Origin of the sequence: Bremerella sp. P1, from assembly GCF_028748185.1 — a bacterium.
Lineage (GTDB): Bacteria > Planctomycetota > Planctomycetia > Pirellulales > Pirellulaceae > Bremerella.
The window spans coordinates 4946567-4973558 of the sequence record NZ_CP118164.1 but is presented as its reverse complement, the minus strand read 5'-3'; the positions used below and the strand labels follow the sequence as shown (position 1 = coordinate 4973558).

Sequence of the window (26992 nt, the reverse complement as noted above, 5' to 3'; positions counted from 1 at the left end):
ACCCAAAACTCGGCGAGCCAGGCCGAGCCTGACATAACAAGCGAACTCGGAAACTTTGCGGGGGCTGGTTTCCTTACGAGCGAGCAAGGATAGACGACTTATGAAACGCACCCAGAGCATTATGAAAACCAAGCAGCCGCGCCGCGGTGCCTTGCTACTGGTGGTTCTCAGCATTCTGGTTCTCTTCGCACTCGTCGGACTGACCTTCGTGGTGTCGGCGTTGGCCTTCAACACCGGTGCTCAGGCGAACCTGGAACGCGACCTCCAGATCGGCGAAGCCCCTGACGAAGCCGATGCAGTCGTGATGCAGCTGCTCCGCGGACCCCGAGCAGGAACGCGCAGCGTGATCCTCGGCAACGAGATCCTCCGCGACATGTGGGGCAATCAATCGGTAATCGTGAACGACGATTCCGCCGGCTCCTCGAATGCGACAACGATCTCGCGTCCGCGCGATAGCGCAAACACACCGATCAAACAGCTCTGGGAAATTGAAGTCTCGGAAAGCGTCGTCAACAGCACCGGGCTTTACCGTATCGAACAATACTACGCCGGTTCGGTCCTGACGTTCATGTCAGGCGAACTCAAAGGTCAATCGCATCGGATTCTGCAGTATCGCATGAAGTTCGTTACGACGATGAGTGGCACCGAGCAAAAAGTGGTGTTCGTGATCGACCAGGACCCGATCGTTGCCCGCTCGAATTTGGTCGACCTGGATGGAAATGGTGGGATCAATCCTGCCAACGGCGATGACTTCGTCGTGAACGACCCTCCGTTCAACGGTACCGGCTACGGATACAACCCAATACAGCCAACTGGGTCGGCCAAGCGGACGTTGAATCTACGCGACGGCGTCGGTGACCCGGTCGCACTCTTGCCGAATGTGCTCAATAGCTTTCCTACCGGCTTGGCAAGTGGTTACTCCATTGAAGCTGGTGGCGCGGACGAATCGTACGACGCCCCCGATTATCAAAACATGTACTTGAGCTTCGTCCCACCTGGCGGAACGACAACCAACGGAATCTTGCCGTCGTTCCACCGTCAGGACTTAATCCGGTACTGGGTTGAGTACCTAGAGGACGAAGATTCGGCCGGATTTGGTATGTTAACCAAAAATGACCAGATCGCTCTGTTTCGAGATCCTGACGCGCCGTCATTGCCTGATGCAGGCTCTCCGGCGACGGCCGTTCGTGACCGCGTGAAAGCGATCCGCAGAAAAATCATTCTGCGACCACTCAAGGAAACCCATCCGAACTTTACCGGCAGCAATCCGAACTTTGATATCTTCGGGACCGCAACGAATGCCCGATGGGACATCGACAACGATCTTGATGGACTGCCCGATAGTATTTGGATTGATGTCGGCCTGCCACTGAAGACCGATCGTCAGGGACGCCGCTACAAGCCACTGGCCGCAATCCTGATCAAGGACATGGACGGCTTGATCAATTTGAACGCGCATGGGTTCTATACCCAGCTCGATTCCTTCGAGAATGGCACCTTTACCACTTCAGCCACGCAGAACCCAGCCGAGACATTGCTGCTGGCATCCAACGGCATGGGTGGGCCGGCCCATAGCCAGTTTTCTCCGTCGTGGAATTCAAGTGCAACTCCTCAAAACATGGTGCTTCCGCTGGGAAGTGGCTATGGTCCGGCCGACGTGAGCTTGCTCCAGATCTTTAGTGCCCAGGAAGCGTTCGACCTAATGCACGAACGATATTACGGCCTGGTTGGCTCTCCATCGGGAACGGATCCGGCAACTCCGGGTGCCTATAACGTCGACGACTCGCGAAGCCAGATGGACACGCTGGGCTTGATCGGGACTTATGGTGCGAATGGCCTGCCCAATACCGTTACTCAGAACCTATTTGCTGTCCCCACCGATCGCATGGGCATGGGACGCATGTATTTCGACTACACCGGTCGCCCACGTTATCAGCCAGAAGTTGCAGGGACGCGTTTCGGAAAACAATCCCCTCCGGCCGTTATAACAGAGCGCAAGGACGACCCTTACGAATTTGACCTGGTTCATTCGAATCCCTTCGACTCGCCGTTCACTTATCAGGAACTCGAACGCATCGTGCGTTACGAGGAATACGACTCTGGCCAGATCAGTGCAGGTTTCAAGAATGATGCCAAGGAAGACCGCCTGTTGACCCTGGCGACTTCCGCACTCACGACCAGTGCGGACGCGGCCAAGAATCGTCGGCTGGTCACCACATCCAGTTTCCAGGTTCCAACGGCAAACCGCGTCGACATTCCGTTCGATCAACGTAGCGAGGATTCCGGCAGCGGCACACCGCTCAACATGATGATGGGCCAACGCGCTGCCACAGCCCGCCGTCCTGCTCCGACACTCGTTACGCTGCTACAGGAGCGTCTGCGAGATGCCAACGGTTGGGACCCCACGACCGTTTCCGGCAAGGTGCTTTTGCAAGAAAAGATCCATCAACTGTTGCCGCCTGAAGTCATCCGAGGCGAACCGTTCGATTTGAACCGTCTGTTGGAAGCCCCTGCCGATGGTATCGACGACGATAGCAATTCGTTTACCGACGACATTTTTGAACTTCAGCGGTACGCCAAAATCACATTGATGACGCAGTTCAACGGAACGACGTCAACGCAGACTCCCGGCTCTCAGTTCGTCAATTGGTTCCATTCTTCGACCGGCGTGGGGGCTTCGGCAAATATTCCCACACCACCGAACTGGAATAGCGCCAACTCAAATAATCCAACATCCTACAGCATGACACGCCAGCTAACGGCGCGCTACTTGTACGTCATGACGCTGTTGTTGATGGAACCTGGCTATAAGTTCCCTCGCTATGACTCCACCACGATTCCGGGCACATTCACCGGAGATGCCGACGAGGAACTAACGCGTCGCCGCATCGCCCAATGGGCAATCAACGTGGTCGACTTCCGTGATCGCGATGGTGTGATGACACCTTTCGAATACGATTACGATCCATTCACCGTCGACGTCGGCACGAACAACGACCCTTGGAACGTCGACGGCAATCTGACGACCAACACTTCCGCGCAGGAACCAACCCGCCGTGTGGTCTGGGGAGCGGAAGCTCCTGAATTGGTCATGACCGAATCGCTTGCATTCCACGATAAACGCTTGAAGGACACCACGTGGGAGTTGGCGACCAACGGCAAGAAAACGACCGACCCAATGACCACGGATTCGAACACCGATCAATACAAGATCCCACAAGGGTCGTTGTTCCTCGAGTTCTACAACCCACGTAATCTAGTGAGCAACACGGGTTTACCCGGCTTGCCTTCGGATCTTTACCTAAGCGACGGACGTCTGCACTTAAATAAGCTGACGCCTGCGGACTCTAGCGGAACCGCCGGCTCGCAGCGGCCTGTGTGGCGTGTCGTGATCACGACATCAGAATCGGCCGACGTCAACGTCTTGGACGAGGTACGAACTCGGACCGACCTGATTAACTTCCAACCACAAATTGACTCGGCAAGTGCCAGCCAGGTGGAAGGAGGAGCCGCGGGCTTTGACATGCTTGGTCAAACCGCATCGGACGAGAATTACAAGATTGAGCGGGTGATCTATTTCGCCAACTTTGAATCCTCCGGTTTCGATGCCGATACGTTCAATAAGGAATTCCGCTTCCGTGGAAGCGGAGCTATCGGTGTGTTCCCCAACCAATACCTGGTGGTGGGGCCGCGTGAGAAGACCTTTATCGGTTCTCGCCCATTCCAGGGCCAAGGCATGTTGGCTGCTGATCCGGAAATCAACCAGGATGGACGGCAGTACCTGGAGTTCACCGGACTTCAAGCCAACGGCACTTACACCGGCTTTTCCCATGTCAAGAATTTGGCCGGCGGCCCGACGGTGCTTGGGCAAACCGCCATTCAACCCATCTTGGGTCTCGCGGTTTCGGCAGATCTGCCCGACGCAACCTCCTGGACTTACCGTGGCAGCTACGCTGCTGACGGTTCAGACGATCCAGACGGTGCACCTTGGGGGATTGGTCTTAATATTACCGAACCTCTTCGGAACAATTACTACGATGAGCCGATGTTTCAAAACGCCGTAAATGGAGCGCCTGGAACTCGCTTCGAGCTCTATACCAATGCCGATTCCACGACTGGCAACCCGGTATCCACTACCGATCCGCCAGATCCGCGTACGTCGAATGCCCTCACGCCGGATGATCCGTTCGATACCGATCCATCCAACCCGCTTGGGTCGGATACCATCGGCGGTAACTCGATCTACGAAACCGACTCGTATCCGGATAAGACCTCGCAAACCACACCTAGTTTTGCCAAGGGCTATAAGACGGCGATTCTGCAGCGGGTTGCTAATCCACTCTCCCATTACGATCCCGTTCTCAATCCCTACATCACGGTCGACTCCCTGGCCATCGATGTGACGGTTTTCAATGGCGAGGACAGCAGTACCGCCAACACGCCACCTACCAACTGGGCTGACTGGACAGAATCCCAGAACCCGCTTTCGGGGACCTATCATTTCGGTAGCCGGGAACGAGGTCGACGGGCAGGTGCTGATCTGACCAACGGCGTGTCCAACGGAAATCTGGTTGGCACCGTGAAGCAAATGGAAGACTTGGCGACCGACGCCACGTTCGCCGCCAGTCTCTCCAACACTCCTCCCTTCATCGCACAGTCAAAAGACACGGACTTATCCGGGAGTGCGACGCCCACGGAGGATGATCACTTCCCATTCGTGCCTAGACATTCCCTGGGTTATGTGAATGACGCGTTCGGTCGTCCAATGAATTCCAATGCTGGCAGCACGGCGGTCGCCGATGGAACTTACCTGGGCAGCCCAGACCCGACCGAACAGCGAAACTCACAACTGTCCAACAATCCGTTCACTTGGCTTCAATGGTCGAATAGCCCATTCGTAAGCAAGTATGACTTGATGCAAGTCCCGAGCAGTTCGCCTCAGCGACTACTCTTCGAGTACTCGACGGCGTTGGCAATTTCGCAAGATGCCTTCAACTTTAATCCGTTGAATGGCGCCAACCCAGGTGCCGCTCCGGGATATACGGGTGATGCGGCTGCACTTGCCTTCTTTGGACCATTCCGCCACCAACTGAATTTCTTCCACAGCTCGAAAACGAATGGGGTGAGCTCAGCAAACTCGGCTCAGCTTGTCCGATTGTTTGATGTGGTCCATGTTCCTTCCCGATTCAACGGAACAAACAAGTGGTTCAACATTTCCGACTTCAATCCAGGCTCGACCGATCTGCGGGTAACCAGCAGTAAGATCGATGATGCCCGATTGGGATATGTGTTCCCCTTCAATCGCCGTTCCGAATTCCGCGAACCAGGGAAGATCAACCTGAACACCATCCCTTCGAGCGACGTCTATAACTCGATTTTCGTACAGGAGTTTTGGAATCGCGCGGAGACAGCAGCTGGAGCCGACATTGTCGACTTCGCTGGCTGGTCCGACTTCGATGCAAGCCGCCGTGGATATACGGGGTCCATCAACAACTCGGACTATCCATCGCGGTTCTCAAACCCGTTCCGTTCCGCAGGTGCTTCGGAAATGATGGCCGAGTTGGGACCGAGTTCCGCTACCACGTCAGAGAAGCAGAAACTACAAGTGCCGCCCATCCAGGCAACCATTCTTCGAGCAGGCGATCCCAATGCTTCGTCGAAGAGGCCATTGTTCGACCTGAAGGTTTCCGGTTCGGCCGGCGCGGGAACGATGCGGCATTTCCCTGCCGACAACAACCCGATGCTTCGTTACCAGGCTTACCAGCGTCTGGGCAACATTGCCGGTACCCAGTCGAACGTCTTTGCTACCTGGATCACCATTGGCTACTTTGAAGTGGAACCCACGACGGTGGATGCCACTCACCCGGATGGCTGGCAACTGGGACAAGAACTGGGGAACGACACTGGCGAAGTCAATCGTCACCGTGCGTTCTACATCATCGACCGCTCGATCCCCGTGGGTTATGTGCCCGGCGAGGACTTGAACGTCGAAGATACGATCATGCTGAAGCGATTCATCGAGTAAGCTTCGGGCGTTTCCCGCCCTTCCCAGGCCTTTACGGGAAGGACTAATCTGAACACCACGCGAAGGCGGCCGGTCATGACGACTAGTCGCCTTTTTCATTTCGGTTAAAATCACCGGTTTAGATCCCACGTCATGCAGGCGTATTCCCGTCGAATACGCCTCGAAAAGCGAATCTTTTGCCAAATCAAGCGAGAGTTCATGGAAGCCGGAATCGTCGGGCTGCCGAATGTCGGTAAATCGACCCTATTCAACGCGTTAACCGCTGCAGGCATCGCCAGCGAGAATTATCCTTTCTGCACGATCGAACCCAACGTGGGGATTGTGTCTGTCCCGGACCCTCGCCTGGACGTGATCCAGAGTTACATTAAGACCCAGAAGGTGATTCCTGCCATTCTGCGTCTGGTCGATATTGCCGGGATCGTGCGGGGTGCCTCGGAAGGGGAAGGCCTGGGCAACAAGTTCCTGTCGCATATCCGTGAAGTCGACGCCATTATTCACGTCGTCCGCTGCTTCCAAGAGCCCAACGTCGTACACGTGGATGGAAGTGTCGACCCGATTCGTGATATCGAAACGATCGACACCGAGTTGCTTCTGGCCGACTTGCAAACCGTGGAATCGGCTCGCGACAAGGCCGCCAGAACGGCTCGCTCCGGTGATAAGGACGCCAAGGCCCGGGTCGAGATCTTGAATCAATGCCAGACCCTCCTCGCGGAAGGCACGCCGCTGCGTTCGGCCGGTTGGCACGATCCGGAAATGTTCAATATCGTGCGGAACTACGGGCTGCTTACGGCCAAGAAGGTTCTGTACCTCGCCAATGTCGACGAAGACAACCTGAGCGGTGAAGGCGAGATCGTCGACCGTGTTCGTGCACGAGCCGCGGCAGAAGGGGGAGAGGTCGTTCCCGTTTGTGCCAAGATCGAGTCTGAACTGATCGAACTGGACGATGACGATCGCAAGGAAATGTTGGAAAGCGTTGGCCTGGAAGAACCCGCTTTGGCGGTTGTTGCTCGGGCGGCCTACAAACTGCTAGGCCTGCAAAGCTATTTCACCGCTGGCGAGAAAGAAGTTCGTGCGTGGACGATTCCAATCGGAGCAACCGCGCCTCAAGCAGCCGGCGTGATTCACTCCGACTTCGAACGGGGCTTCATTCGAGCAGAATGCTATTCACTCGAAGACCTGGAAGCGTTGAAAAGCGAAAAGGCTATTCGCGAAGCCGGTAAGCTTCGCGTCGAAGGCAAAGGCTACGTCATGAAAGATGGCGACATCGTCCACTTTCTGTTTAACGTTTAGCCTTCTGAAGAGCGAGCGTCTGCTGCTCGATCAGCAGCAGATGTTCGCTGATGGACTCTTGCTGAGCTGGTGCCAGTTCTTTGCCGCCATAGCGGATTTGATAGTACCAATCGGTCAGATCGGATAGCGGGGAAAGCATCTCACTTCCAATCCCGCGCGTCTTACAATCGGTGATGACCGACGCGATAAACTCACGTGGCGTATCTGAATCTTTACGCTGCCATCCAGCTTTGGATAGCAGTTTCTCGACTTTAAAGTAGAAGCCAGTGCGGTGTGACTTACTGGGGAACCAGCGCAAGAACATGCGTTTTATGCTGGTCCAGTAGCGTCGGATCAGGGTCCGTATCAACTCGAAGATAACGACAAGCAACAGCAAAATTAACATCGTAAAGATCGATGCGAATCCACTGAACCATTCGTCGCTCATGTGAATGCCCATCGAGGCAAGGCTATCACGGAAGAACTTCGACCACTGTTCGCGGCTCACCCAACCTTCGAACGGTTTGACCAGGTTATCGGTCAGTGGCTTGTAGATATCCTTCTCTTGGCGTTCGCTGTTCATACCCACGACGTAGTCACGCCACGCCAGCTCGACATAGTCGAACCAATCGAGGAACGTATCGAAGACCGTACCACTATCTTTCCTGTTGGGCGAAGGACGAGAAGCTGGCGTGGGGTCCAGTCGCATCCAGGCTCCGTTTGGATAATCTTCCTTGGAAACCCCAACGGGCAAATCATCCGGCCCCAGAAAACACTCGACCCAGGCATGGGCATGCTTCTGTTTGACCGCGTAATAACCACCCACCGAGTTGAACTCGCCCCCTTTGTAGCCAACGACAACCCGAGCCGGAATCTTCTGCGTACGCAGCATGATTGCCAACGCACTGGCAAAAAACTCGCAGTGGCCCGTTCGGTGATTCACCACGAAATCTTCGATCGGATCCAACCGGGTATTCTTCATATGCACGGGAACGTGCAGCGAATAGGTATAGTTGCCATCCAGCACGAAGTGGCGTTCCATCCGCTGGGCAATCGCGAATTGAGTTGGCTCTTCATTGCCGTTGCCTGGAATATCGGCGACCAACTGATCCGCAGTCTCCGTCAATCCGTTAAACAGCGTATCGGCAAACTCCTTATCGAGCGGAACCTGCGTCAAATCGGTTCGGACGTAATGATGAAACTGGCGATCACTGAGAGGATGTCGACTAGGAATCAAGTCCCCATCGGCCCCAAAGGGATTCCAAGGGACGAGCATTTCGTACTGATCGGGCTGGCGAACCTGAGCCTGCGCATCGGTCGCCATCGAGACAATCCCCAGCGTTTGGTTGTCGACAATGTCACGAGCCGTGTTCAGTGACGAGTACGCAGGATAGATGCTGAATAGCAGCACACCTTCATTGGTTCGGTCGAAGTTAATCGACTGATTCGTCGCTACCTGCTGGCGAACCAGGTTCGTTTTCAGGGGCGGTGGTTTGAGTTCGCTAACCCGATAGTTCTTCAGGTTGCCAACAATCCACGTCTTGCTGTTGGGAAAGTACGTGCTTAACGAAGTACCGCGGAAGTAAGGCTCGTACTCGGTGTCGATAACCGTTCCGGTATTCAAATCGGACAGTCGAACCCGCATCACGAATCGATCGCTTTGCAGGATATTGCCCATATCGTTTAACGAGATCTGGTCCTTGAAGCCGGTCGTCGCACCAAATTCACCACCAAGCGACTGCGACAACTGCCCCTGATCGAAACGGGGGAAGCAGTAGAACAGCACGACTGTCGCACAAAGCGTGAAGAAACCCATCTTCAACACTTGGGCAAACATCTTGCCACTGGAAAAGACCGATGCCAGGTTGCCGGGCAGTTGCCCCGATAGCGTTATCACCGGCGCCGAGACTACCGTGGAATCATTGGACTCCACCGGTTTCTTGGACAGGAACGAAAACAGCGGACGATTCTCAACGGCATCATGAGCCGCTTTCAGTTCAGGATCGACACGTAGTGTCTCGCGATAGACAAAGAACAGACAAAGAGTCGTCAGCGCCGTGAACATGTAAGGAATCAGCATCAGACCGAATGTGACCCCAAAATCAAGTGCGGCAGCTACCACCACCTGCAGCAGACTCAAGACGGCCAAATGCCAATACACGCGGGTTGTCTTCGGCTGGAAGAGCAACACGACTTGCAGATAAATGAGCAACTTGGCGATCGCAACCAGCTTAGAACTGCCATCGTCCCAGAAGTCGAAAAAGGAAAACACGACCGCAATCAGGGCCGCGAAGTTTGCCAGATTGCGATTCAGCGTAATCCATCCCTTGATATCGGTCAGGTAAACCGACAGGAACGCCCCGATGGTCGCCAAAAGGGGAAGCGCGGAATTACTGCCTTGCCCGAATGCGAGAAAGAGGGAACCAAGGGCCGCCAATAGGGCGACGCTGATTTGGAGAAGCCGCTCGACTTTCATAACAAGCTCTCCGCTTTCTTAATGCTGGGCGGCGTGGGCATGTGGAAGAACATGGCATCGTCCCCCCTCCCCGCCGAGACAGTCTTCACTCGGCCCAATTCACTACGCAGTCTTGCGTCATTCCAGACAGGAGCAAACATCTCGGTATCCGACAAATCGGCCTTACGCGTGGTAAGCAAAATCACACGCGAACCAGGTCGAGAGGTCCGTAGGCAGTTGGCCATCGTATCACCGATGTCGTGCTCGCTTGTTGGCACCAAAACAGCAAGGTCATGCATCGCTTGGGTGACAAATGCCTGGGAAACATTCCCCACGATGCTCTCGGACTCTTCACCGCAACTGATCAGTTGCAGCTGACAACCTCCGACGACCGCTAATTCGCGAACCGCCGTCGCAGCCATGCTGATGATGCGTTCTGCGCGATCGATGTCTTCTTCTGTCGGCAGATCGGGAAGCCAGGCATCGACGATCAGAACAAAGTCCTGCTGGTTCTGCTTTTCGAATTGCCGCACAACCAGCTCTCCCTGCTTGGCACTGCTCCGCCAATGGATCCACTGCTTGGGGTCACCGTTTCGCCATTCTCGCAAACCGTAGAAGTCCCCTTCCAGCAAACCATGCTGGCGGCGTGACGAAGCGAAACCCGACTTCTCTTGCTGGATCATCCTTCGCCACGCAGGCGTCATCTGTCCGAGTCGGGGCATGACGACGATGGTGGTAACCAGCGTGTCTAAACGCGTGCTACGCATCAGCCCAAGCGGAAATGCAGTCGTGGCCGAAAGCGGACCCAGGTGGTACTTACCCCGTTTGCGAATCACGGCCTTGTAGGAAATGGCCGCTTCGTCTTTATTGCCGATCTTGGCGAGGAAGACATCCACCTCCTGGGCAGGCTCCGGGTCATAGCCTTCCACTTGGATAAGCTTATCTTCGATCACGACGGCGTAGGTAGCATGTCGACTCGAATTCTTCGCCGTTAGTTCGACAAAAAAGGGTTCATCGCACGAAAGTAGCGAAGGCACCCGTCGCGAGAATTTCAGGTTACGAAGACTGCTGGTAACAACCCAAAGATTGAACAGCAGAGGCCCTAACAACATGCAGGCCAAGATCATCAGCAACTGGATGTTGCTGCGTACGATCGCCCCAGCCAGGATGAAGATGAAGACCAGAAAATAGTACGTTCCTTCCTGCGTAATAGAAACACCACGCAAGCGAAACCACGAGAACATCCTCGAACCGGCTTCCGACATAAGCCTGCTGCTTAGCCCTTTCAGTGCGGAAACGATTGGCCGCGAAAATCAACGGCCCCAACATCCCTACACAGGTATCGAAATCTCTTCCACAATTCGGCCGACCATCGATTCGACCGCTTCTCGCTGCCCGGCATGGAGGAATCCCTTCGGGATCACTCGGTGGGCAAGCACGGAGACAGCAAGATGCTTCACGTCATCAGGAACCACGTACTCACGACCTTCAAGCAGGGCTTGGCTCTGAGCAGCCCGGAACAAGCTTAGACCGGCCCGGGTACTCGCCCCGACTTCCAGATCATCGCTCGTTCGTGTGCCGTCGATGATGTCCAACAAGTACTCACTGATGGCTTCACTCACTTCGATCTTTCGCACCGTGTCTTGGAGCTGTGCGATCTGATCACACGTCACGACCGGCGACAAGTCTTCCACTGGTTCGCCAATACGGTGCGATTCGAGAATCGTGCGTTCAGCAGCTCGGTCAGGGTAGCCCATCGAAATCCGCATCAAGAAGCGGTCCAACTGGCTTTCGGGAAGCGGATAGGTTCCCTCGAACTCAAATGGGTTCTGCGTGGCGATCACCATGAACGGGCGTGGCAGGTTATGCGTATCGCCGTCGATCGAAACCTGGCGGTCACTCATGGCTTCCAGCAAAGCACTTTGCGTTCGCGGGGAAGAACGATTGATTTCGTCCGCGATCACAATGTTCGAGAAAATGGGGCCCGAGTGGAACACGAACTCGTTAGTCTTCGTGTTGAAGATGTTCGAGCCAACAATGTCACTCGGAAGAAGGTCAGGCGTGAACTGCAATCGGCAGAAATGACCAGAAAGGCTACGAGCTAACGCCTTGCCTACCAAGGTCTTGCCCACTCCGGGAACGTCCTCAAGTAGAATATGCTCGCCTGCCAGTAAAGCCACGAGACATTTCCGTACAACGTCCGGCTTTCCCACCACTACCTGATTTATATTCGCTTCCAACTCGGATACGAGGCTTAAGAGCTCGGCTGGCATTCAACATCCCTTGCGCGTGCTGATCTTCACTTGTGATTCATCGGTGTCGCTTCGTGGCAGGCAAACCCGGCGAACGCTGACGCGGCGTCGACTTGGTAAGACACGTCACCATTCGTCTGAGCTGACTCATTATAGCGAATCGATGTGGAAAAGTAGTGTTCCAAGATTCGTTTCGCCACGAGACTCAGCGAAAAGATTCTCAGGACAAATCGCAATACCGATAGCAACCCCGCAAAGTTTCAAATGTTACTATCGCACGAAATATCAGAGCCTCTTATCCTCTCACGCTTCTCTCAGGATGTTGCCGTAGCGAAACAGCGTTGCTTTTCTGAAACATTCTCCAAGCTTTTACCTTACAACGTTCCTGTCTACGTAAAGCACATGGCAACAATGGCTTAGGCCGTTTCCAGCTGACAATTCCTTGCTTCCCCCCAGGTGTGGCATCTACCTTGCAAGTTACTCCCTAGGGTCCTTGCTAATGCTTCAACCGGGGAAAGAGCCATGTCAGAAGTGATTGAAATCAACCAAATCGAAGATTTGCGGGCTTACGCTTGCTTCTGGAATCGACTGCATGCCAAGACACCCAATGCGACGTTCTTTCAAACCCTGCCTTGGCTGGAAACTTACTGGAAGTTTTTTGGCCACGGCAAGAAGTTGCGGGTACTACTAGTCCAGGTAGACTGCCAAATCCAAGGAATCCTACCGCTCGTCGAACAAACCGAACGCACCAAGGCTGGGTCGGTGCGTATCCTGACCTACCCGCTTGATGGCTGGGGGCCTTTCTATGGCCCCATTGGCAGTGATCAAACCGCCACACTCTATGCCGCCATGCAGTACTTACAAGCGACGCCACGCACTTGGGACCTGTTGGACCTCCGCTATGTCGACCCGACCGTCGACCGCGGTCGAATCTTCAATACGATGCGATGTCATGGCATGTCCCCGAGGGTATTGCCGTGGAATCCCTCTTACGCGATCGCGTTACCTGGCGACTTCGAAGAGTTTGTCTCGACGCGTAGTTCCAAGTTTCGGGCGACGATCCGAAGAACGCTTCGCAAGGCGGACGAAGCCGGAGTAACAAGTGAACGCTACCGGCCAGTTCCCTGTCCAACCGAGAATGGCGAGCCCAATTTTAGTCTGTATGACGAGTGCGTGCTCCTTGCACGACGAACATGGCAGGCGTGCAGCACTACGGGAACGACCATCTCGCACCCAGAAGCGGCCGATTACTTTCGAGAATGTTTCGTCCAAGCATCGCGGCTAGGGATGATCGACATCATGACGCTACGGCATGAAAACCGCATGATTGCGTTCAGCTACAACTTCCATCATCAGGGAAATCTTCTGGGCATGAGAATGGGCTACGAGCGAGATAGCAAGCAACTCAACCCGGGAACCGTGATGATGTCCCACCAGATTCGCGATTCGATTGCTCGCGGCGATAAGATCATCGACCTCGGTCCAGAACACTTGGAGATCAAATCACGCTGGATCAATCGAACGCTCGAAGCGGAGCGGATTTGCCACTACTCCCGGCTCTCTATCCCGGCCAACGTGCTGCGAATGGGGCACTGGTGGAAATACCATCGCAGTGCCGCTTGATGCTACGGCATCTCCCTCTTGGGATCGATGCCGGTGTCGATCAACATCATATCGGCCCAGAAGTAAGGGTGATCCAGCGTCTGCGGAATGCTTGCCCCGCTCCCCTTCAGACGCGGTTCCTTCTTAGGATCAAGCGATAACTTCCGGACATCCGCCATCGTTTCCTGCCATGCAGTGCTTGCCGGCATGTCGGCGATTCGCCTGGCAATTCCTTCTACCGTTGCCACGCTGGCTGCACCCGCCGAATGCCAGCGACTGAGCACCACCGTTTCCGAACCGGTTGCCATGAGCCCCAGTGTTGTCAAGAAGATGTCACTGCCGGTCGTGTTTCCCTTTAAAGCATCTTCCGCACCGGTGTGGAACCCAGGAAGGTAGATCACTTCCGGTCCACCCAAGGGAGATCGCAGCCACGCAGCCAATTCGCTGCCAGGCTTACTTCGATCGGCTTGTGCTGGAGACCAGTTCCAAACATCGCCCCGGTTGGCATCTTCACTGTCATCAATCACCACCAACTGATCCCAGACCTTCGCCAACAAGCTCGAAGGGCCAACCGGCGGTCGATCGATCCGATCCGGAGCGACGAAAGCGTCCTTCAACTGGTCGAATTGCTCGACGGTAATATCGGATTCGTCCGAGTTAAACAAACGCCCCACGACAATCGCCGTATTCTGTGGTCGCGGTCGGGCATCCTTTTGCGGGACGGCCAAGCTGGCCGTCGGTGCATATCGAATCGGAATCACTTCGGATACCGGTACCGTGTGCCCGGCTCCAAGACCATCGTCGGTGTGAAGTGCTTCAAATGGGACGTACCACAACACATCGTCTGGAACGATCACCAACTCGGAATACGTATTCCAGAACCCGGGCTTCAACGTGGGAATGAACCGCTTGAGCAGTTCTGCCGACGTGGTTTTCCACTCGGTTTCGGCCAAGTCCTTTGCTTGAACCGGGGCGTCTCGTTTCACCAAGCCAATCTGCTTCAGCAGATCTCCAATCTGGCCCTTGATCTCGCGTGGGTTATCGAGTGTCCAGTGCACGTAGTCCTTCTTGGTAAACAAGAACGCATGCACGGCGCGAGAGGTTGAGAAGAACGTTAGCACGAGCTGTGTGTCTTCCAACTTCTCGCGAATCTCGGCGGTCGACTTCAGCGGCGGAAAGAGAAACTGGCTAGGCGTCCGCCGGAGAGCGATCGCCCCCAACAGCACTTCGTAGCCATCGGAAACGTTCTGCAACTTCTCGACCAGATCTCGTTGCTTCACATAGGTTTCTTTTTCGTCAGGTTGCAGGTCAATTTGTAGAAGCTCTCCTTTGAGCCGCTTCGCTTCGTCCTGAAATGTTTTCAGCTCAGGATGTTTGGCTAACAAATCCTGCCGCTGCAATTTCCCTTTGGTATCGAGTGCGGCATCGGGGGATTCGAGAACCCAACGCAGCGCCAGCAAACGTCCCCCTAAAGGAAGCGTGGCGAAGAACCGCATGCGACGAACACGATCAGCCAGTTCGAGAGCCAGTTCCGGTTGCTTCCGCATGACGGCCGTGTTGAACCAATTCTCCATTGCCGTCGGATTAGGGGTCAGCAGGACAGTGAGCGTCTCGAACGGTTCAGAGATCCAGTCCGCGTCGGTTGGCTCGCGCAAGAGTTCGTCATAGAGAAGCTGAGCCGAACGCTCGGTGATCGTGTTCGACACGAACAATTGGTTCGTCATTTCGGTCTGATAGACTCGCGTCGAAGCAGACCGATTGGCTGCCACCGCCGAGACAAAGTTGCTAGTGCCAGCGGAGGCGTTACCCCCCTGAAAAGCCAACAAAGCCGACAGGTATCCATAGCGGATACCCACGCGTCCTTTGCTCATCGATCGACGGTTCATCGCCCGTCGGGCATCTTCCAACGCACCATTGGCCGCAGGAAGGTTCCCCATGTAGGCATTTGCCTCGGCGAGTGCCAGGCTCAGCTTGGCCCGTAACGCATCGAGCCTGCGAAGCTCGTTCCAGTTGCTCATCGCCAGCAGTCCCTGCGGCATTTGGCCTGCCTTGGTGATCATACTGACCTTAGTCAGACCATCGAGGGCGTCTTCAATTTGCTGATACTGCTGAAATGCTGCCGCTGAGTAGGTTGCTTCCAAAAAGTAAGTCTGCGCGGCAGGGAAGTCTTGCTGCTGGAGAGCGATTCGCCCCAGTTGCAAAAGTGCCAACGAAGTCAGGTCGTGATCGTATTGGCCAGCAGTCGTAAGACTTCGCTGAAGCGTTTGAACTGCCTCTTCGTTCTTTCCTGCGGCAGCCAAAGCCAAGCCATGCTGTACATCGACCCAGGCTCCGGTCCAATGGTTCGGTGGAGCAGGACGACGCTGCAAGATACCGACGAGTTGCCCCGTCAGGCCATCGTATCTGCTGATCGGCCCCATGATCTCTTGCCGGCGGAAAATTGCCAAGGCAATGCATCGAGCAATCTCGCTAGCCCGAACAGGCATGATCCGACCAGCCGAAAGAACACCGCCACCGCGGACAGCCGCTTGATTCTGGGCATCGGTCTGTCCCTGGAAGGTGGGAAGCGAATCGGGGTAATTGCCAATCAGCGTATTTCGACCCGACTTTCCCCAGGTGACATTAGCCCGCAAGTCATTACTGACTGGCCCAACAGGGCTCAAGCTTTCTGGGTTAATACGCAGCATCCAATTGGAATGCTGAACAAATAGAAGGAGTGCGGTGTTGTAGTTCTCGAGTGCCTGGGCATTGTTTCCCATTTGAAAATGGCATTCACCGAGCATGGTGGCGTAACAGATCGAGTCAATCCAACGCCCCTCGGTCGAACGAACGCCGGAACGGCCAGCCGCGTTAAAGACCTCCCCGGCGCCTTGGTAGTCCCCCTGATAGAAAGGGATGAACCCGGCATAGTAGGCATCGCTCGGGACGGCCGAACTGCCCCTATTTTGAGCCAAGACATCAATGGGAGTCACGAGACCAGCAATGATAGCGAAGATGATTGCGAGGAATGTGCGGCTGCTAGCCAATAGCATCGGCAAGCTCCTTGGGAATTGCGTCAACGGTGGTGTTAACGCCATTCTACCCCCCACTTGCAAACAGTTCACAGAAAAAGACACAACGTTAGGCACCTAACAATCAAAATGGTTGCATGACAGGAACCCATCCAGGGTGATCGTGCTATCACAGTGGTGTTAATTTGCACCGAATAAACTGATTTGGATGCCTGTACGGGTTTTTCCACTTTTTGATGCAAAGTTTCGCCTGCGAAGGGTCGATACCGAATGTAACGACTTTACGCATCACATGCGTTGTTCATTCACGCGACCCTTTCAGCCCGCGGCGAATATTGGATCTGGTTCAGGACGAACCTGTCGCCGACCTGGTGGAGACTTCCAAGGATGGAAACCAAACGCACCTGGATTCAGACCACGTTGTACTCCGGTCTCGGATGTCTAGCTCTGCTGGCCGGTACTGGTTGCCAAGTGGATGTCGGTGGACAGACACTTCCCAGCCCTTACTACATGAGCGACGACGTTCAGTACTATTCCGAAGGACCGGAATTCAAATTGCAACGTGAGTCGGACGCCATGGAGGCCTACAAGGCGGAACAAGCCGCTCTCGAAGGCAGCTACGACTACTAAGTCGCGTTCAGTCGACGGCAAACAACACGGAGCACCGCGTTGCATTCACCCATGCAGCGCGGTGTTTTGCTGCGCGTTCATCGCACGGAACTGCCCAGCGGTTAAATCTCTTTCCACTGTAAGTAATCGCGTGCCCGCTCCATCAAACAGTAAGCACAAACCACGTTGTCCCAGCTGTGCTCCTTCCCCAGGACGTTGGCCGCGTTGACCTGCTCGACCTTGGGTCGTTGATCGTACGCCAAACTGAAACCGATAGATCCCGCGGCCTGATCGCCTTTGCGTTGGGTTGCCATCTTATAAAAGCGCAAGATCTTGTCCGCACTATTGAACGCACTGTACATGCGATCGATCACATCGAGTGCCTGACCATTGCGTCCGGTCGGGTAAATTGCTGAATAGGTCACACCGGCTGAAAACAACGCGACGCGGTAACCATGGACATTCGTTTCATGTTCAGGCAGGGCCCGTCCACGGAGCGCACCGCCCGCCATCAAGTGACACGCCCCCAAGGCCACACGCGACCCCAGGCTGAATGCCGAGATCGATACCTGCTCTTCGGTAGGAATGGTCATCAGATACGATGCCAGGTAGAAGGCATCGTCGTCCGCTCTCACGGCATGTTGACGCACAGTTTGCAGCGGTTTGGGTTGTTCCTGAGTCGGCCACGACCACATCACGTGACGGACTTTCTGATCCATCGAAAGGTTCCGTGTCATTTCGTGGTACATCTCCCACCCGCGACGTTCGGCCCAATAGGTATCCATCCAGTTTCCATGGACGTAAACGCTAGTTAGCCCACCCGGCGATTGTGTTTGCGTAAAGGTCTCCCAGTCAATGGAAACCCAGCCTTCACCGGGCAAATACTGCGAGACCTGCACTTGCTCGACAGGCAACTCCCAACCACAACCTCCCGGCAGGCAGCGTGTAGAGACAAGAAAGATCTCATCACCGGGACGTGGCGTTTTGCATGCGTAGCCGCACGGATAGCCATTGATGGACTCACGAACCCCAGCCATTTCGGCCAAGAGGTTGGTACAGAGTGCCATCATCAACACGAGGGCGAACAAACCGAAACGAATTGGGCGGGTGGGCAAAGCGTAAGCGTTCATCAAAGTTGCTGGCTTGGGGGGAGTTTGGCGGTCACGCAATCCATCGCAGTAACTCTACCATCTAAAAAGTGCGATGTGATGATTTTTTTCAACATTCAATGTTGCAGGAAATTCTCATATGGAAGTTGCACATCGTTATTTATGGGGTAGTGTTTTGCAGCCAAACCTGTGCTTAGTTCATTTCCCCAGTCGCAACGTTCCCATGAGGAGAACTCCCATGAAGCGCTTTACGCTATTACTGACGTGCGTGGCATTACTTGCCGCGACCGCCGGTTGCCGCTGCGGGGGTAATTTTTTCGGCGGTCGATCGAGCAACGATGGTTGCTGCGGACCGGTTGAAACAGTCGGCCCTGCGGTAACCACCTACGATCCAGCCATTTCGTACGAAGGTTCGTACACTGACGGCTCATCCGTGATCGTATCGCCGGAAACCGTTTTGCCGGCCCCTGCCCGCTAAGCGAATCACCTTGAAGTAACATCAAGGGAAACACGGTCAATTAGCCGCCCTAGTTTCGAGATTTACTCGATACTGGGGCGGTTTTTTGTTGGCTAACTCTCTCTTCGGACACTCGACTGCGTCGACCCCGGCTTATCTACGCCAGTCCGCCCAACCCGCACGACTGTTAGAACAGTTGTCGTTCTTAGAACACCTCGGCAATCAGGCAACTCTCCGGAATCCCTGCCCCAGATTACCCCGCCATGCGCGCCCTGACTAAGATAGAGTAGAGAGCGGTGGGAGAAGGAATGCTTGCCTAGCGGTTCTCATGGAAGAGACGAACCCCCTTTCGATCTTCCAACCTCACCTGAATCTCATGCTTCGATCAACCTTTGCCCTGCTCATTCTATGCGTCCTTTGCCCCCAACCGGCATGGGCCCAATTCGAGAACGTCCAGCCGGACGAAGCCAAGTCGGCCACTGTGTTGGGAACTTCAAAGACAACGAAGTATCAGGTGGGCGTCAAAATCGCAGCGGTTGGTGGTCCCTGTGGCGGCCTGACGGCAACCATCCCGGTTCCAGCCGATTGGCCAGAACAAACCGTCCGCCTGGCTGATGAACAGGTTTCTCCCGAGATTGGTCGAGTCGGCTATCGCTTGGTGGAAGGAACCGTCAAGGAAATGATGATCACCGTTCCTCGTATTAATCCCGGTCAAACCGCTGTCGCGGTGATTACCGTCGAGATCGAACGACGCTCGGCCGCACCTCCCGCAGACACCTCCGGCCTGACGATTCCCAAACGGCTTCCGCTCGCCATGCGACGCTACCTGGGGTCGAGTCCTTACATCGAATCTCGCCACGGTGAGATCCGTCGCCAGGCTAACGCGATCATTGAAGACATCGACTCCGACTGGGAAAAGGTCGAAGCGATTTACGACTGGGTCCGCGAGAACATTACCTTCACCTCGATGAAACCAACCAACGCCGTCACGGCTCTGCGTGACAAGAAGGGGGACTTCGAGGACGTCACTGGATTGTTCATCGCCCTTTGCCGTGCCGCCGATATTCCGGCTCGAACGGTTTGGATCCCTAGTTCCAGCTACGCCGAGTTCTACTTAGAAGACGCGGAAGGGGAAGGCCATTGGTATCCGTGCCGTGTTGCGGGAGATCGAGCGTTTGGCGAAATGCCTGACCATCCGGTCATTCTTCAAAAGGGAGATAACTTTCGCGTTCCCGGTCGAAAAGATCCTGTTCGCTTTGTGAATGAAAAACTCAGCGGCAAAGCCATTCGCGGCGGCGGAAAACCAAAGGTCGAGTTCGTCCGAGAGGTGCTCGGTGGCTAAGTATCTCTCCTATGCGTTGATGATTGTGCTGGCCATCTGCGCCAGCGCCCAGGCTCAGTTCGGACCAGTCGAAACGCCGACCGCGCAATTGACCGATGGCGATACCTTCGAGACCGGCTTCACGCTGCAGGTCTCCGGGACAACACTGGGCGTTACGGCGACATTTCCCGTTCCTTCGAACTGGGAAGACCAACAGGCCGAGCTTGTCCATCAAGAGCTTCACCCCAACGGTGCGAACTTGCGATTCGTTGACCTGGACGGTACTCGTCAGGCACGCGTCGATATTCCGCGTCTGTCTGCGGGCGATACTGCCAAGGTACTGCTCCGGTTTCGCGTTGCCCGACAGGGCGTTACCCCTCCGAGTGACCCCCAACAACTGATACTTCCCGCGAGCAAGGATCTGGATCGGGATCAACGCAAGTATCTGCTACCTAGTCCCTTTGTCGAGAGTCGCGACGCAAAGATCACTGGCGTTGCCAATTCATTGGCCAAACCCAGCGTCACGCCCTGGGAGCAGGTGAAAGCGTACTACGACTTTGTGCACGAAAACGTGGCGTACGAGAACGGTCCGATGAAAGGAGCGGTTGCTGCTCTGGATGAAGGTCGCGGTGATTGCGAAGAAATGACGACTCTATTTGTCGCCCTCTGCCGTGCTGGTAATGTGCCCGCGAGAACGGTTTGGGTACCGGGTCACTGCTATCCCGAATTTCTGACCAAGACGGACGACGGCACCGATCGCTGGGTGGCTGTCGAGATGACGGGCAACTGGCCCTTCGGACAATCGCCTGAAAAGCGTCCGATTCTGCAAAAAGGAGACAACTTCCGCATACCAGGAAGTCGTCGACCGCAGCACTATGTCAAGCAAGAGTTAGCTATCCGCGACTACAAGGGAACCACGCCCCCAGTCGTCACTTGGCTTCCGCCACCGGGGAAAGAGCCACCCCGAGCGGCCCAATAGTATTGAGGCGCTGGAGATTCGTAACGCAGTACTTGGGCGATCAGATAGATCAGTGCTAAGGATGGCTGGTTCCGTGAAACGCTACCAGCCATCCGAAAAAGATCTCGCGGGCTACTTCTTGCCCAGTGCATGGAGGATTTCATCACCCAACGCGCGATCCGGCTTCGTGCCTTCGAGGATGGCGATAATCTTGCCTTCCTCGTCGAGGATATATGCATCGAAACCATCCGTGCTGTAGGCACCTGTCTTCTGGGCTTCCAGATCCAACGCAAACGGCATGGCCGCTTTGGTGCGTTCGCGGATCTTCTTGAGGCCATCCGAGCCGGTTGCTTCTTCTCGCCAGATGATCAGCAGTTCGGCACCGGCATCCTTGATGGCATCGTAGTTCTTCTGCAAATCAACGACTTGCTTCATGCAGAAGGGGCACCAGTTGGCGCGGTTGAACGTGATGACGAGCTTCTTACCTTTGAAGTCGACCAGGTTGATCGTGTCGGCCCCTTCTCCACTCAAGGAAAACGCAGGAGCCTTATCTCCGACTTTCAATTCGTCGGCCATGATCGGCGACGCCAAGACGGCGATAGCGAGAATACTGAGACCGGAAATCCATTTGGCGAACATGGAAGACTCTCCTGTGTTTGAGGATATGAACGGACAACTTTCATTATAGAGTGACACGCACGTCGCTTTCGAACCGTGTCGTAGCTTACGCCCCATGAAAAAAGCCTCGGATCTTCAAGATCCGAGGCTTTCGTTGATCGATTTTGGACGCGAATTAGTCGCTTAGCGGACAACCTTCAGGCTTACGTCTGCTTCAGCAGTCGCCGGAACCTGTTGTGGAGGCTGAACTTGACCGCGGTTGGCAGGAGCCGTTGCTCCAGGAACCTGCTGCATGACGCCAACGGTCGGATTGGAAAGTGATCCGACACCGCCAGCTCCCTTGTTCAGGACACTTTGCAGCAATTCTTCCAGGCGTTCACCGCGCGGGTTGATTTCCACAACCGTTCCGTCAGGTCCGACAAAGACCAGAAACGGCAGGGCCTCGACGCCACAGCGTTGGGCATTGGGGTCCATGAAGCCGACACTATTCGGGTCGGCACTGACCACCGTTGGCCACGGCAAAGCATTGCTTTGGAAGAACGCACTTCGAGCACGTGGGTCCTCATCCAGGTTGATGCTGACCACCTCGAAGCCCTTGGCGCGATACTTCTGATAGACCTGCTTGATGTTGCCCATTTCTTCGATGCAGATGGGACACCAAGTCGCCCAGAAGTCGACCAGAACCCACTTACCTTTGTACTGGCTCCAATCAAAAGGCGTACCGTTCAGGTTGTTGCCTTCAACAACGAACGGCTTGGCAATCAAGCCGGTACGTTTTTCTGCATTGGAAACCGAAACGTTGACCGACTCGACGACCTGCGGATCAGGGTGATTGCCATAGAACTCGAGCATCAGGTTGGCCAGCTTTCGAGCCAACTGCATCTTGCGATAATCTTCCATCTGCATTTCGATAGTCGAGAGCATCTGCAGAGGTTCAAGATCTTCCTTCGGCTTGGTTGCGATCCAGGCTCGAATCGCGGCAACCAGTTGATCCTCAGCAGCTTGATCGCCATTGGCGGCAGCCATCATCGTACCGAGAATCTTGTACTGCATGATCATGTCATCCAGTTCCGCCGCACGAGCAGCCAGCTTCTCGTCCTTAGTACCCGTGAAGGAGTTCTTCATCATGGTCAAGATCGAGACCGCTTCGTTGGTGTGCCCCATACGAGCAAACACGGTCGCTGCATTCTCGGCGACACCAAAGTGCATGATGTCCGCATTGGGGTCTTCGATAATGTAGCGAGAGTCTTCCAGCACAGGCTGAAACAGCGAAGGCTCGCCGGCGGCAAACTGAGCCAGCATCTGCTCGAACAGGAACAGACGAGCAAATCGCGATACTTCGGGATCTTTCGACTGAGCAATGTTCTGAGCGAACTGAATGCGTTCCTGGCGAATTTGTTCTGCTTGATTCGGAAGGATCTGAATCAGCATTTCGTAGGCATTGAATTTGAACTGAACCGCGTTGCGGCGTTCTTCGGAATTTGCTGCCTGACCAACCAGCAGCTTGTCGGCAGCCGTGATCACGTTGGAGTAAACCTTGGTCGCAAACTGTCGCAGTTCCTGAGGGGTAGCGTTGTCAGGAAAAGGAACCGCCGTCAGGTTGTTCATGTAGGTCAACAGTTCGGTGGGTGTGCCGTCGGGAACGTTGTTCAGGTCCATCTGGGCTGCCAGTTCGGCTGCCGTGAGCGGTGGTGGAAGTTCCGGCTGACCAGCGGCAGGGTTTCCGCCGGCGTTGATCTGCATATCGGCAGCACCTTGAGCCGGCATGTTTGCGGCCGGGGCGTTACCGCCGTTTGGCTGCTGCGTGGAAGTCAATTGAGCTGGAGTCGTACGCTGCGTCGGAGCGGCCGTTGCTGGATTCGCCGGAGCTTCGGCCGTGTTGGAAGCCGTCACCTCCACGGTCGGCTGCTGGACCGGAGCCGCATTGGAAGCCGGTGCCGATGCCGATGGGCTACCCGATTGTTCAATACTTACCGCTGGTGGATTCGCTTCGCCACCACCGCAACCGGCGAAAGTCAGTCCAGCTGAAGCCGCAATTACTGCGGACCAGCAACTTTTGTTCAGCAACACTCGAACTCGCATGGAACACTTCCTGATGAAATTTCTCGGATCCTTTCCGATTGCCCACGGAAAGTCGCGGCGGGATTGTAGAACAATCGCCAATCGGACACAGCGCCGATTTCAGAGGATTCTGCTGGCACCTCCCCACTGACAGAGGGAGAGGAGATGAATCGCGAGCCTAGTGGACGCTAGCGTCGTCGAATTGCCCGCTAAATACCGTACGTCCCCCATCAACCGGCAGGCAGACACCAGTCACGAAAGGACTTTCCACCAAGAATTTAACTGCCTGGGCAACATCCTCCGGCTCACCCATGCGTTTGACGAGTGTGGCATCGATGGCAGCCTGGCGTTTTATCTCGCCTGATCCTTCCGGCAACAATACCTGTCCTGGCAGCACTGCGTTGACGCGAATAGCCGGATTTTCGGCTGCCAGATCTATGGCCAAACTCTTTGAGAGCGTAACCAACGCCCCTTTGCTGGCGATGTAAGCCGAGAACCCTTTGGCTGGTCGTTCGACAGACCAATCGGCGATGTTTACGATCGCCCCGCCTGTGGCCTGCTCTTTCATCCGCTGGGCGACGAACCGGCTGCAACTGAGGACCGAGAAGGTATTCACCTGAAACAATGACTGGACATCCTCTTCCGTTAGCTCGTCGAGCGGTGTGGGAAAGAAGATGGACGCCGAGTTCACCAGCACGTCGATCCGACCGAAGTAGAAATGAACTTTATCGACCATGTCCTTGATCGAGGATTCGCACGTCACGTCTGCCTCGAAAGCACTTGCCTCGGTCCCCTGCTCTTTCAATTGTTCCGCAAAGCGTTTGGCCTCGTCCATCGACGTGTTGGCATGAATCGCGATTCGGTAGCCGCAATCGGCAAGGTGCTGAGCGATCACGCGGCCAACACGTTTCGCACTGCCAGTCACCAAGGCAACCGGGCGAACGTCGCCGAAAGTTCTTTGCTTGCCGCTGATCATGGCGCGATTACCTTGGCTTCCGGATTCGCTTCGTGGAATTTTTGAATGATCTTCCAAGCTTCGGTTGGAGAATCGGCGAAGCTAAGTAGCTCCAGATGCTCATCCCGAATAACTGCTTCGTCGGCCAGGAACTCGAAATTGATTGCCTGCTTCCAATATTCGCGGCCGTACAAAATGATGGGAATTGCCTGCATCCGGTCGGTCTGACGAAGCGTCAACGCGTCGAACAGTTCGTCGAATGTCCCAAAGCCCCCAGGAAACACGACCAAGGCCTTGGCTCGCATAAGGAAGTGCATCTTACGCATGGCGAAATAGTGGAACATAAAGCACAAGCCCGGCGTGATATACGGATTGGGGTGCTGTTCCTCCGGCAACGTAATGTTGAGCCCAATGCTGGGCGCGCCAACATCATAGGCTCCGCGATTGCCGGCCTCCATGATGCCCGGCCCACCACCGGTGACGATCACATGATCGTAGCGATCGTGGTTATAGGAATTTCGTGAAACGAGCGAGGCGAAGGCGCGTGCTTCGTCATAGTATTTCGACTTTGCCAATTGCCGCTCGGCGCGGTGGATCGCGCGCAAAAGCTCCGGGCGATCCCCTTCCTTCTCGCGCTGATGCTTCAGCTTATCGAGATGCTCTTGGGCTTTTGACTCTTCGACAATCTGCGTACCGCCGAACAGGATGATCGTTGAGTTGATCTTTTTTCGCCGTAGATACAAATCAGGCTTGGTGTACTCCAGCTGCATGCGTAGTCCCCGCATTTCCTCACTTTGGAGAAAATCGGTGTCCAGTTCCGGCAGGACGTAGCTGGGGGAATTAACAATTTGTTCGCGGTTTTCTTCTTCGTGGGGTGTCATCATGTTAGTTCCTCTAATTCGAACGATTCTCCCATCCTTGGAATGAGCGTGCGAAAGCCGAACCGCCGTCGCATCAGGCCTGATAGTACCGACGCACTTTCAGGTTCGCCATGCGTCAGAAAGACCAGTTTCGGTTTGGGGAGTCCCGAAACCCATTGCAATAGTTCGCTCTGTCCTGCATGACCACTCAGGCCTGAAATCGAAGCCAAATGAGCGTTCACCGGGACATCCTTTTTATGAATGCGGACCGTCTTCTCACCTTCCTGAATCCGACGGCCCAGCGTACCGGCCGCCATGAAGCCTCCAGCGAGCAGCGTATTCTGTGGCCAAGGCAGACGCTGTCGTAAATGAAAGAGGATCCGCCCGCCGGTCATCATGCCTGACGATGCGATAATCACGGCAGGCCCCTTCAACTTGTTCAGTTCCCGCGACTCTTTGGAACTGCGTACCATATGCACGTTCGCTCCATTCAAGACACTATCCGGGCCACTTAACCTTCCTTCAGAAAGGTCATGATCATCGGCGAAGTCACGGAAGATCTCCGTAGCGTCGACCGCCATAGGGCTATCCAGATAGATCGGAATCTTGGGGATCCGCCCGTCGTGCATCAAAACCTGCAGCAAGTAAATCAGCTGTTGGGCTCTTCCCACGGCAAACGAGGCCATCAGAATCACGCCACCGCGTTCGATCGCTTCGTTCATTGTTGTTTCCAGATCGTCAAGCACGTCCCCTTCTGGGTGATCACGATTTCCGTAAGTGCTCTCGCAGATCAGGAAATCACAGCGGGGCGGTTCATGGGGATCGTGGTAAAGCGGGGCATTGTAGCGACCTACATCGCCAGAAAACAGAAGTCGTAGTGGTGGGTCCTGATTACGGATCTCGACTTCGATCATGTTCGATCCCAATAGGTGACCGGCATCATGAAATCGAAACCAGATCGGTCCGACTGCCTTGTGCCACTCCTCTCGGGGCTTGGCCTTCAACTGCTTGATGGCTTTGCGAGCATCTTTCGGATCGTACAGCGGCAACGCTGGCTTATGCTTCGACAAGCCCTTGCGGTTGAAGTAATCGGCATCACGTTCTTGGTTTTCGGCAGAATCCAATAGCAAGAGTTCGGTCAGCCGCTTCGTTCCTGGCGTACAAAGAATGGGGCCGTGATAGCCATCCTTGACAATTCTCGGCAGGTAGCCAGTATGGTCGATGTGGGCATGCGTCAGGACGATTCGATCCAACGAGTCGGCCGCGAAAGGAAGTGGATCCCAATTGCGCAAACGTAATTCCTTCAGCCCCTGAAACAAACCACAGTCGATCAAGACCTTTGCATCGTCCGCTTCGAGCAGATACTTTGATCCCGTGACTGTTTCCGCCGCTCCGTGAAACGTCAATCGCGTCATTCAACTACCTCATGT

At 55.0% G+C, this 26992-nt stretch carries 17 protein-coding genes; 7 read left to right on the top strand and 10 right to left on the bottom strand.

Features of this window, described 5'->3' with window-relative positions:
* The first annotated feature begins 100 nt into the window (after window positions 1-100).
* On the top strand, window positions 101-6025 hold the full coding sequence (locus PSR63_RS20895; RefSeq protein WP_274327616.1) for a hypothetical protein: 5925 nt from the start codon (window positions 101-103) through the stop codon (window positions 6023-6025).
* A gap of 198 nt (window positions 6026-6223) precedes the next feature.
* Window positions 6224-7315, top strand: coding sequence for a redox-regulated ATPase YchF (gene ychF, locus PSR63_RS20890; RefSeq protein WP_274327615.1), 1092 nt, complete (start codon window positions 6224-6226; stop codon window positions 7313-7315).
* On the opposite strand, the gene PSR63_RS20885 is transcribed toward ychF, so the two are convergent.
* From PSR63_RS20885 to PSR63_RS20875, 3 genes are all read right to left on the bottom strand, one after another.
* Window positions 7305-9770, bottom strand: a complete 2466-nt coding sequence (locus tag PSR63_RS20885) for a transglutaminase TgpA family protein (RefSeq protein WP_274327614.1) — start codon at window positions 9768-9770, stop codon at window positions 7305-7307. The genes ychF and PSR63_RS20885 overlap by 11 nt on opposite strands.
* On the bottom strand, window positions 9767-11014 hold the full coding sequence (locus tag PSR63_RS20880) for a DUF58 domain-containing protein (protein ID WP_274327613.1): 1248 nt from the start codon (window positions 11012-11014) through the stop codon (window positions 9767-9769). Before PSR63_RS20880 ends, PSR63_RS20885 begins: the two co-directional genes overlap by 4 nt.
* 66 nt (window positions 11015-11080) lie before the next feature.
* The gene (locus PSR63_RS20875) at window positions 11081-12022 is read right to left on the bottom strand and encodes an AAA family ATPase (RefSeq protein ID WP_274327612.1); all 942 of its coding nucleotides are present in this window, start codon (window positions 12020-12022) and stop codon (window positions 11081-11083) included.
* Window positions 12023-12523: 501 nt separating this feature from the next.
* Between PSR63_RS20875 and PSR63_RS20870 the strand changes: the two genes are divergently transcribed.
* Window positions 12524-13624 carry a GNAT family N-acetyltransferase gene (locus PSR63_RS20870; RefSeq protein WP_274327611.1) on the top strand — a complete coding sequence of 367 codons (1101 nt, stop codon included), beginning with the start codon at window positions 12524-12526 and terminating at the stop codon, window positions 13622-13624.
* A gap of 2 nt (window positions 13625-13626) precedes the next feature.
* Here the strand turns inward: PSR63_RS20870 and PSR63_RS20865 are convergent, their stop codons facing one another.
* Window positions 13627-16635, bottom strand: a complete 3009-nt coding sequence (locus tag PSR63_RS20865) for a tetratricopeptide repeat protein (RefSeq protein ID WP_274327610.1) — start codon at window positions 16633-16635, stop codon at window positions 13627-13629.
* 366 nt (window positions 16636-17001) lie between these two features.
* On the opposite strand from PSR63_RS20865, the gene PSR63_RS20860 reads away from it, so the two are divergent.
* Window positions 17002-17244 carry a hypothetical protein gene (locus PSR63_RS20860; RefSeq protein ID WP_274327609.1) on the top strand — a complete coding sequence of 81 codons (243 nt, stop codon included), beginning with the start codon at window positions 17002-17004 and terminating at the stop codon, window positions 17242-17244.
* A 101-nt stretch (window positions 17245-17345) separates the two neighbouring features.
* Here PSR63_RS20860 and PSR63_RS20855 read toward each other — a convergent pair whose 3' ends face one another.
* Complete coding sequence (locus PSR63_RS20855) at window positions 17346-18353, bottom strand: hypothetical protein (RefSeq protein ID WP_274327608.1); 1008 nt, start codon at window positions 18351-18353, stop codon at window positions 17346-17348.
* A gap of 217 nt (window positions 18354-18570) precedes the next feature.
* Between PSR63_RS20855 and PSR63_RS20850 the strand changes: the two genes are divergently transcribed.
* The 3 genes from PSR63_RS20850 (at window position 18571) to PSR63_RS20840 (ending at window position 21089) form a co-directional block, all read left to right on the top strand.
* The gene (locus tag PSR63_RS20850) at window positions 18571-18810 is read left to right on the top strand and encodes a hypothetical protein (protein WP_274327607.1); all 240 of its coding nucleotides are present in this window, start codon (window positions 18571-18573) and stop codon (window positions 18808-18810) included.
* A gap of 355 nt (window positions 18811-19165) precedes the next feature.
* Window positions 19166-20131, top strand: a complete 966-nt coding sequence (locus tag PSR63_RS20845) for a transglutaminase-like domain-containing protein (protein WP_274327606.1) — start codon at window positions 19166-19168, stop codon at window positions 20129-20131.
* Complete coding sequence (locus PSR63_RS20840; RefSeq protein WP_274327605.1) at window positions 20124-21089, top strand: transglutaminase-like domain-containing protein; 966 nt, start codon at window positions 20124-20126, stop codon at window positions 21087-21089. The genes PSR63_RS20845 and PSR63_RS20840 overlap by 8 nt, the downstream gene beginning before the upstream one ends.
* A 111-nt stretch (window positions 21090-21200) precedes the next feature.
* Here PSR63_RS20840 and PSR63_RS20835 read toward each other — a convergent pair whose 3' ends face one another.
* The 5 genes from PSR63_RS20835 to PSR63_RS20815 all read right to left on the bottom strand — a co-directional run bounded on the left by PSR63_RS20835 (window position 21201) and on the right by PSR63_RS20815 (window position 26977).
* Complete coding sequence (locus PSR63_RS20835) at window positions 21201-21707, bottom strand: peroxiredoxin family protein (RefSeq protein ID WP_274327604.1); 507 nt, start codon at window positions 21705-21707, stop codon at window positions 21201-21203.
* A gap of 162 nt (window positions 21708-21869) precedes the next feature.
* On the bottom strand, window positions 21870-23768 hold the full coding sequence (locus PSR63_RS20830) for a TlpA family protein disulfide reductase (RefSeq protein ID WP_274327603.1): 1899 nt from the start codon (window positions 23766-23768) through the stop codon (window positions 21870-21872).
* 157 nt (window positions 23769-23925) lie between these two features.
* Window positions 23926-24723, bottom strand: a complete 798-nt coding sequence (locus PSR63_RS20825) for an SDR family oxidoreductase (RefSeq protein ID WP_274327602.1) — start codon at window positions 24721-24723, stop codon at window positions 23926-23928.
* Window positions 24720-25586 (bottom strand): LOG family protein, encoded by an 867-nt coding sequence (locus PSR63_RS20820; protein WP_274327601.1) that lies wholly within the window; start codon window positions 25584-25586, stop codon window positions 24720-24722. The genes PSR63_RS20825 and PSR63_RS20820 overlap by 4 nt, the downstream gene beginning before the upstream one ends.
* The gene (locus tag PSR63_RS20815) at window positions 25583-26977 is read right to left on the bottom strand and encodes an MBL fold metallo-hydrolase RNA specificity domain-containing protein (protein ID WP_274327600.1); all 1395 of its coding nucleotides are present in this window, start codon (window positions 26975-26977) and stop codon (window positions 25583-25585) included. The genes PSR63_RS20820 and PSR63_RS20815 overlap by 4 nt, the downstream gene beginning before the upstream one ends.
* Window positions 26978-26992: the final 15 nt, after the last annotated feature.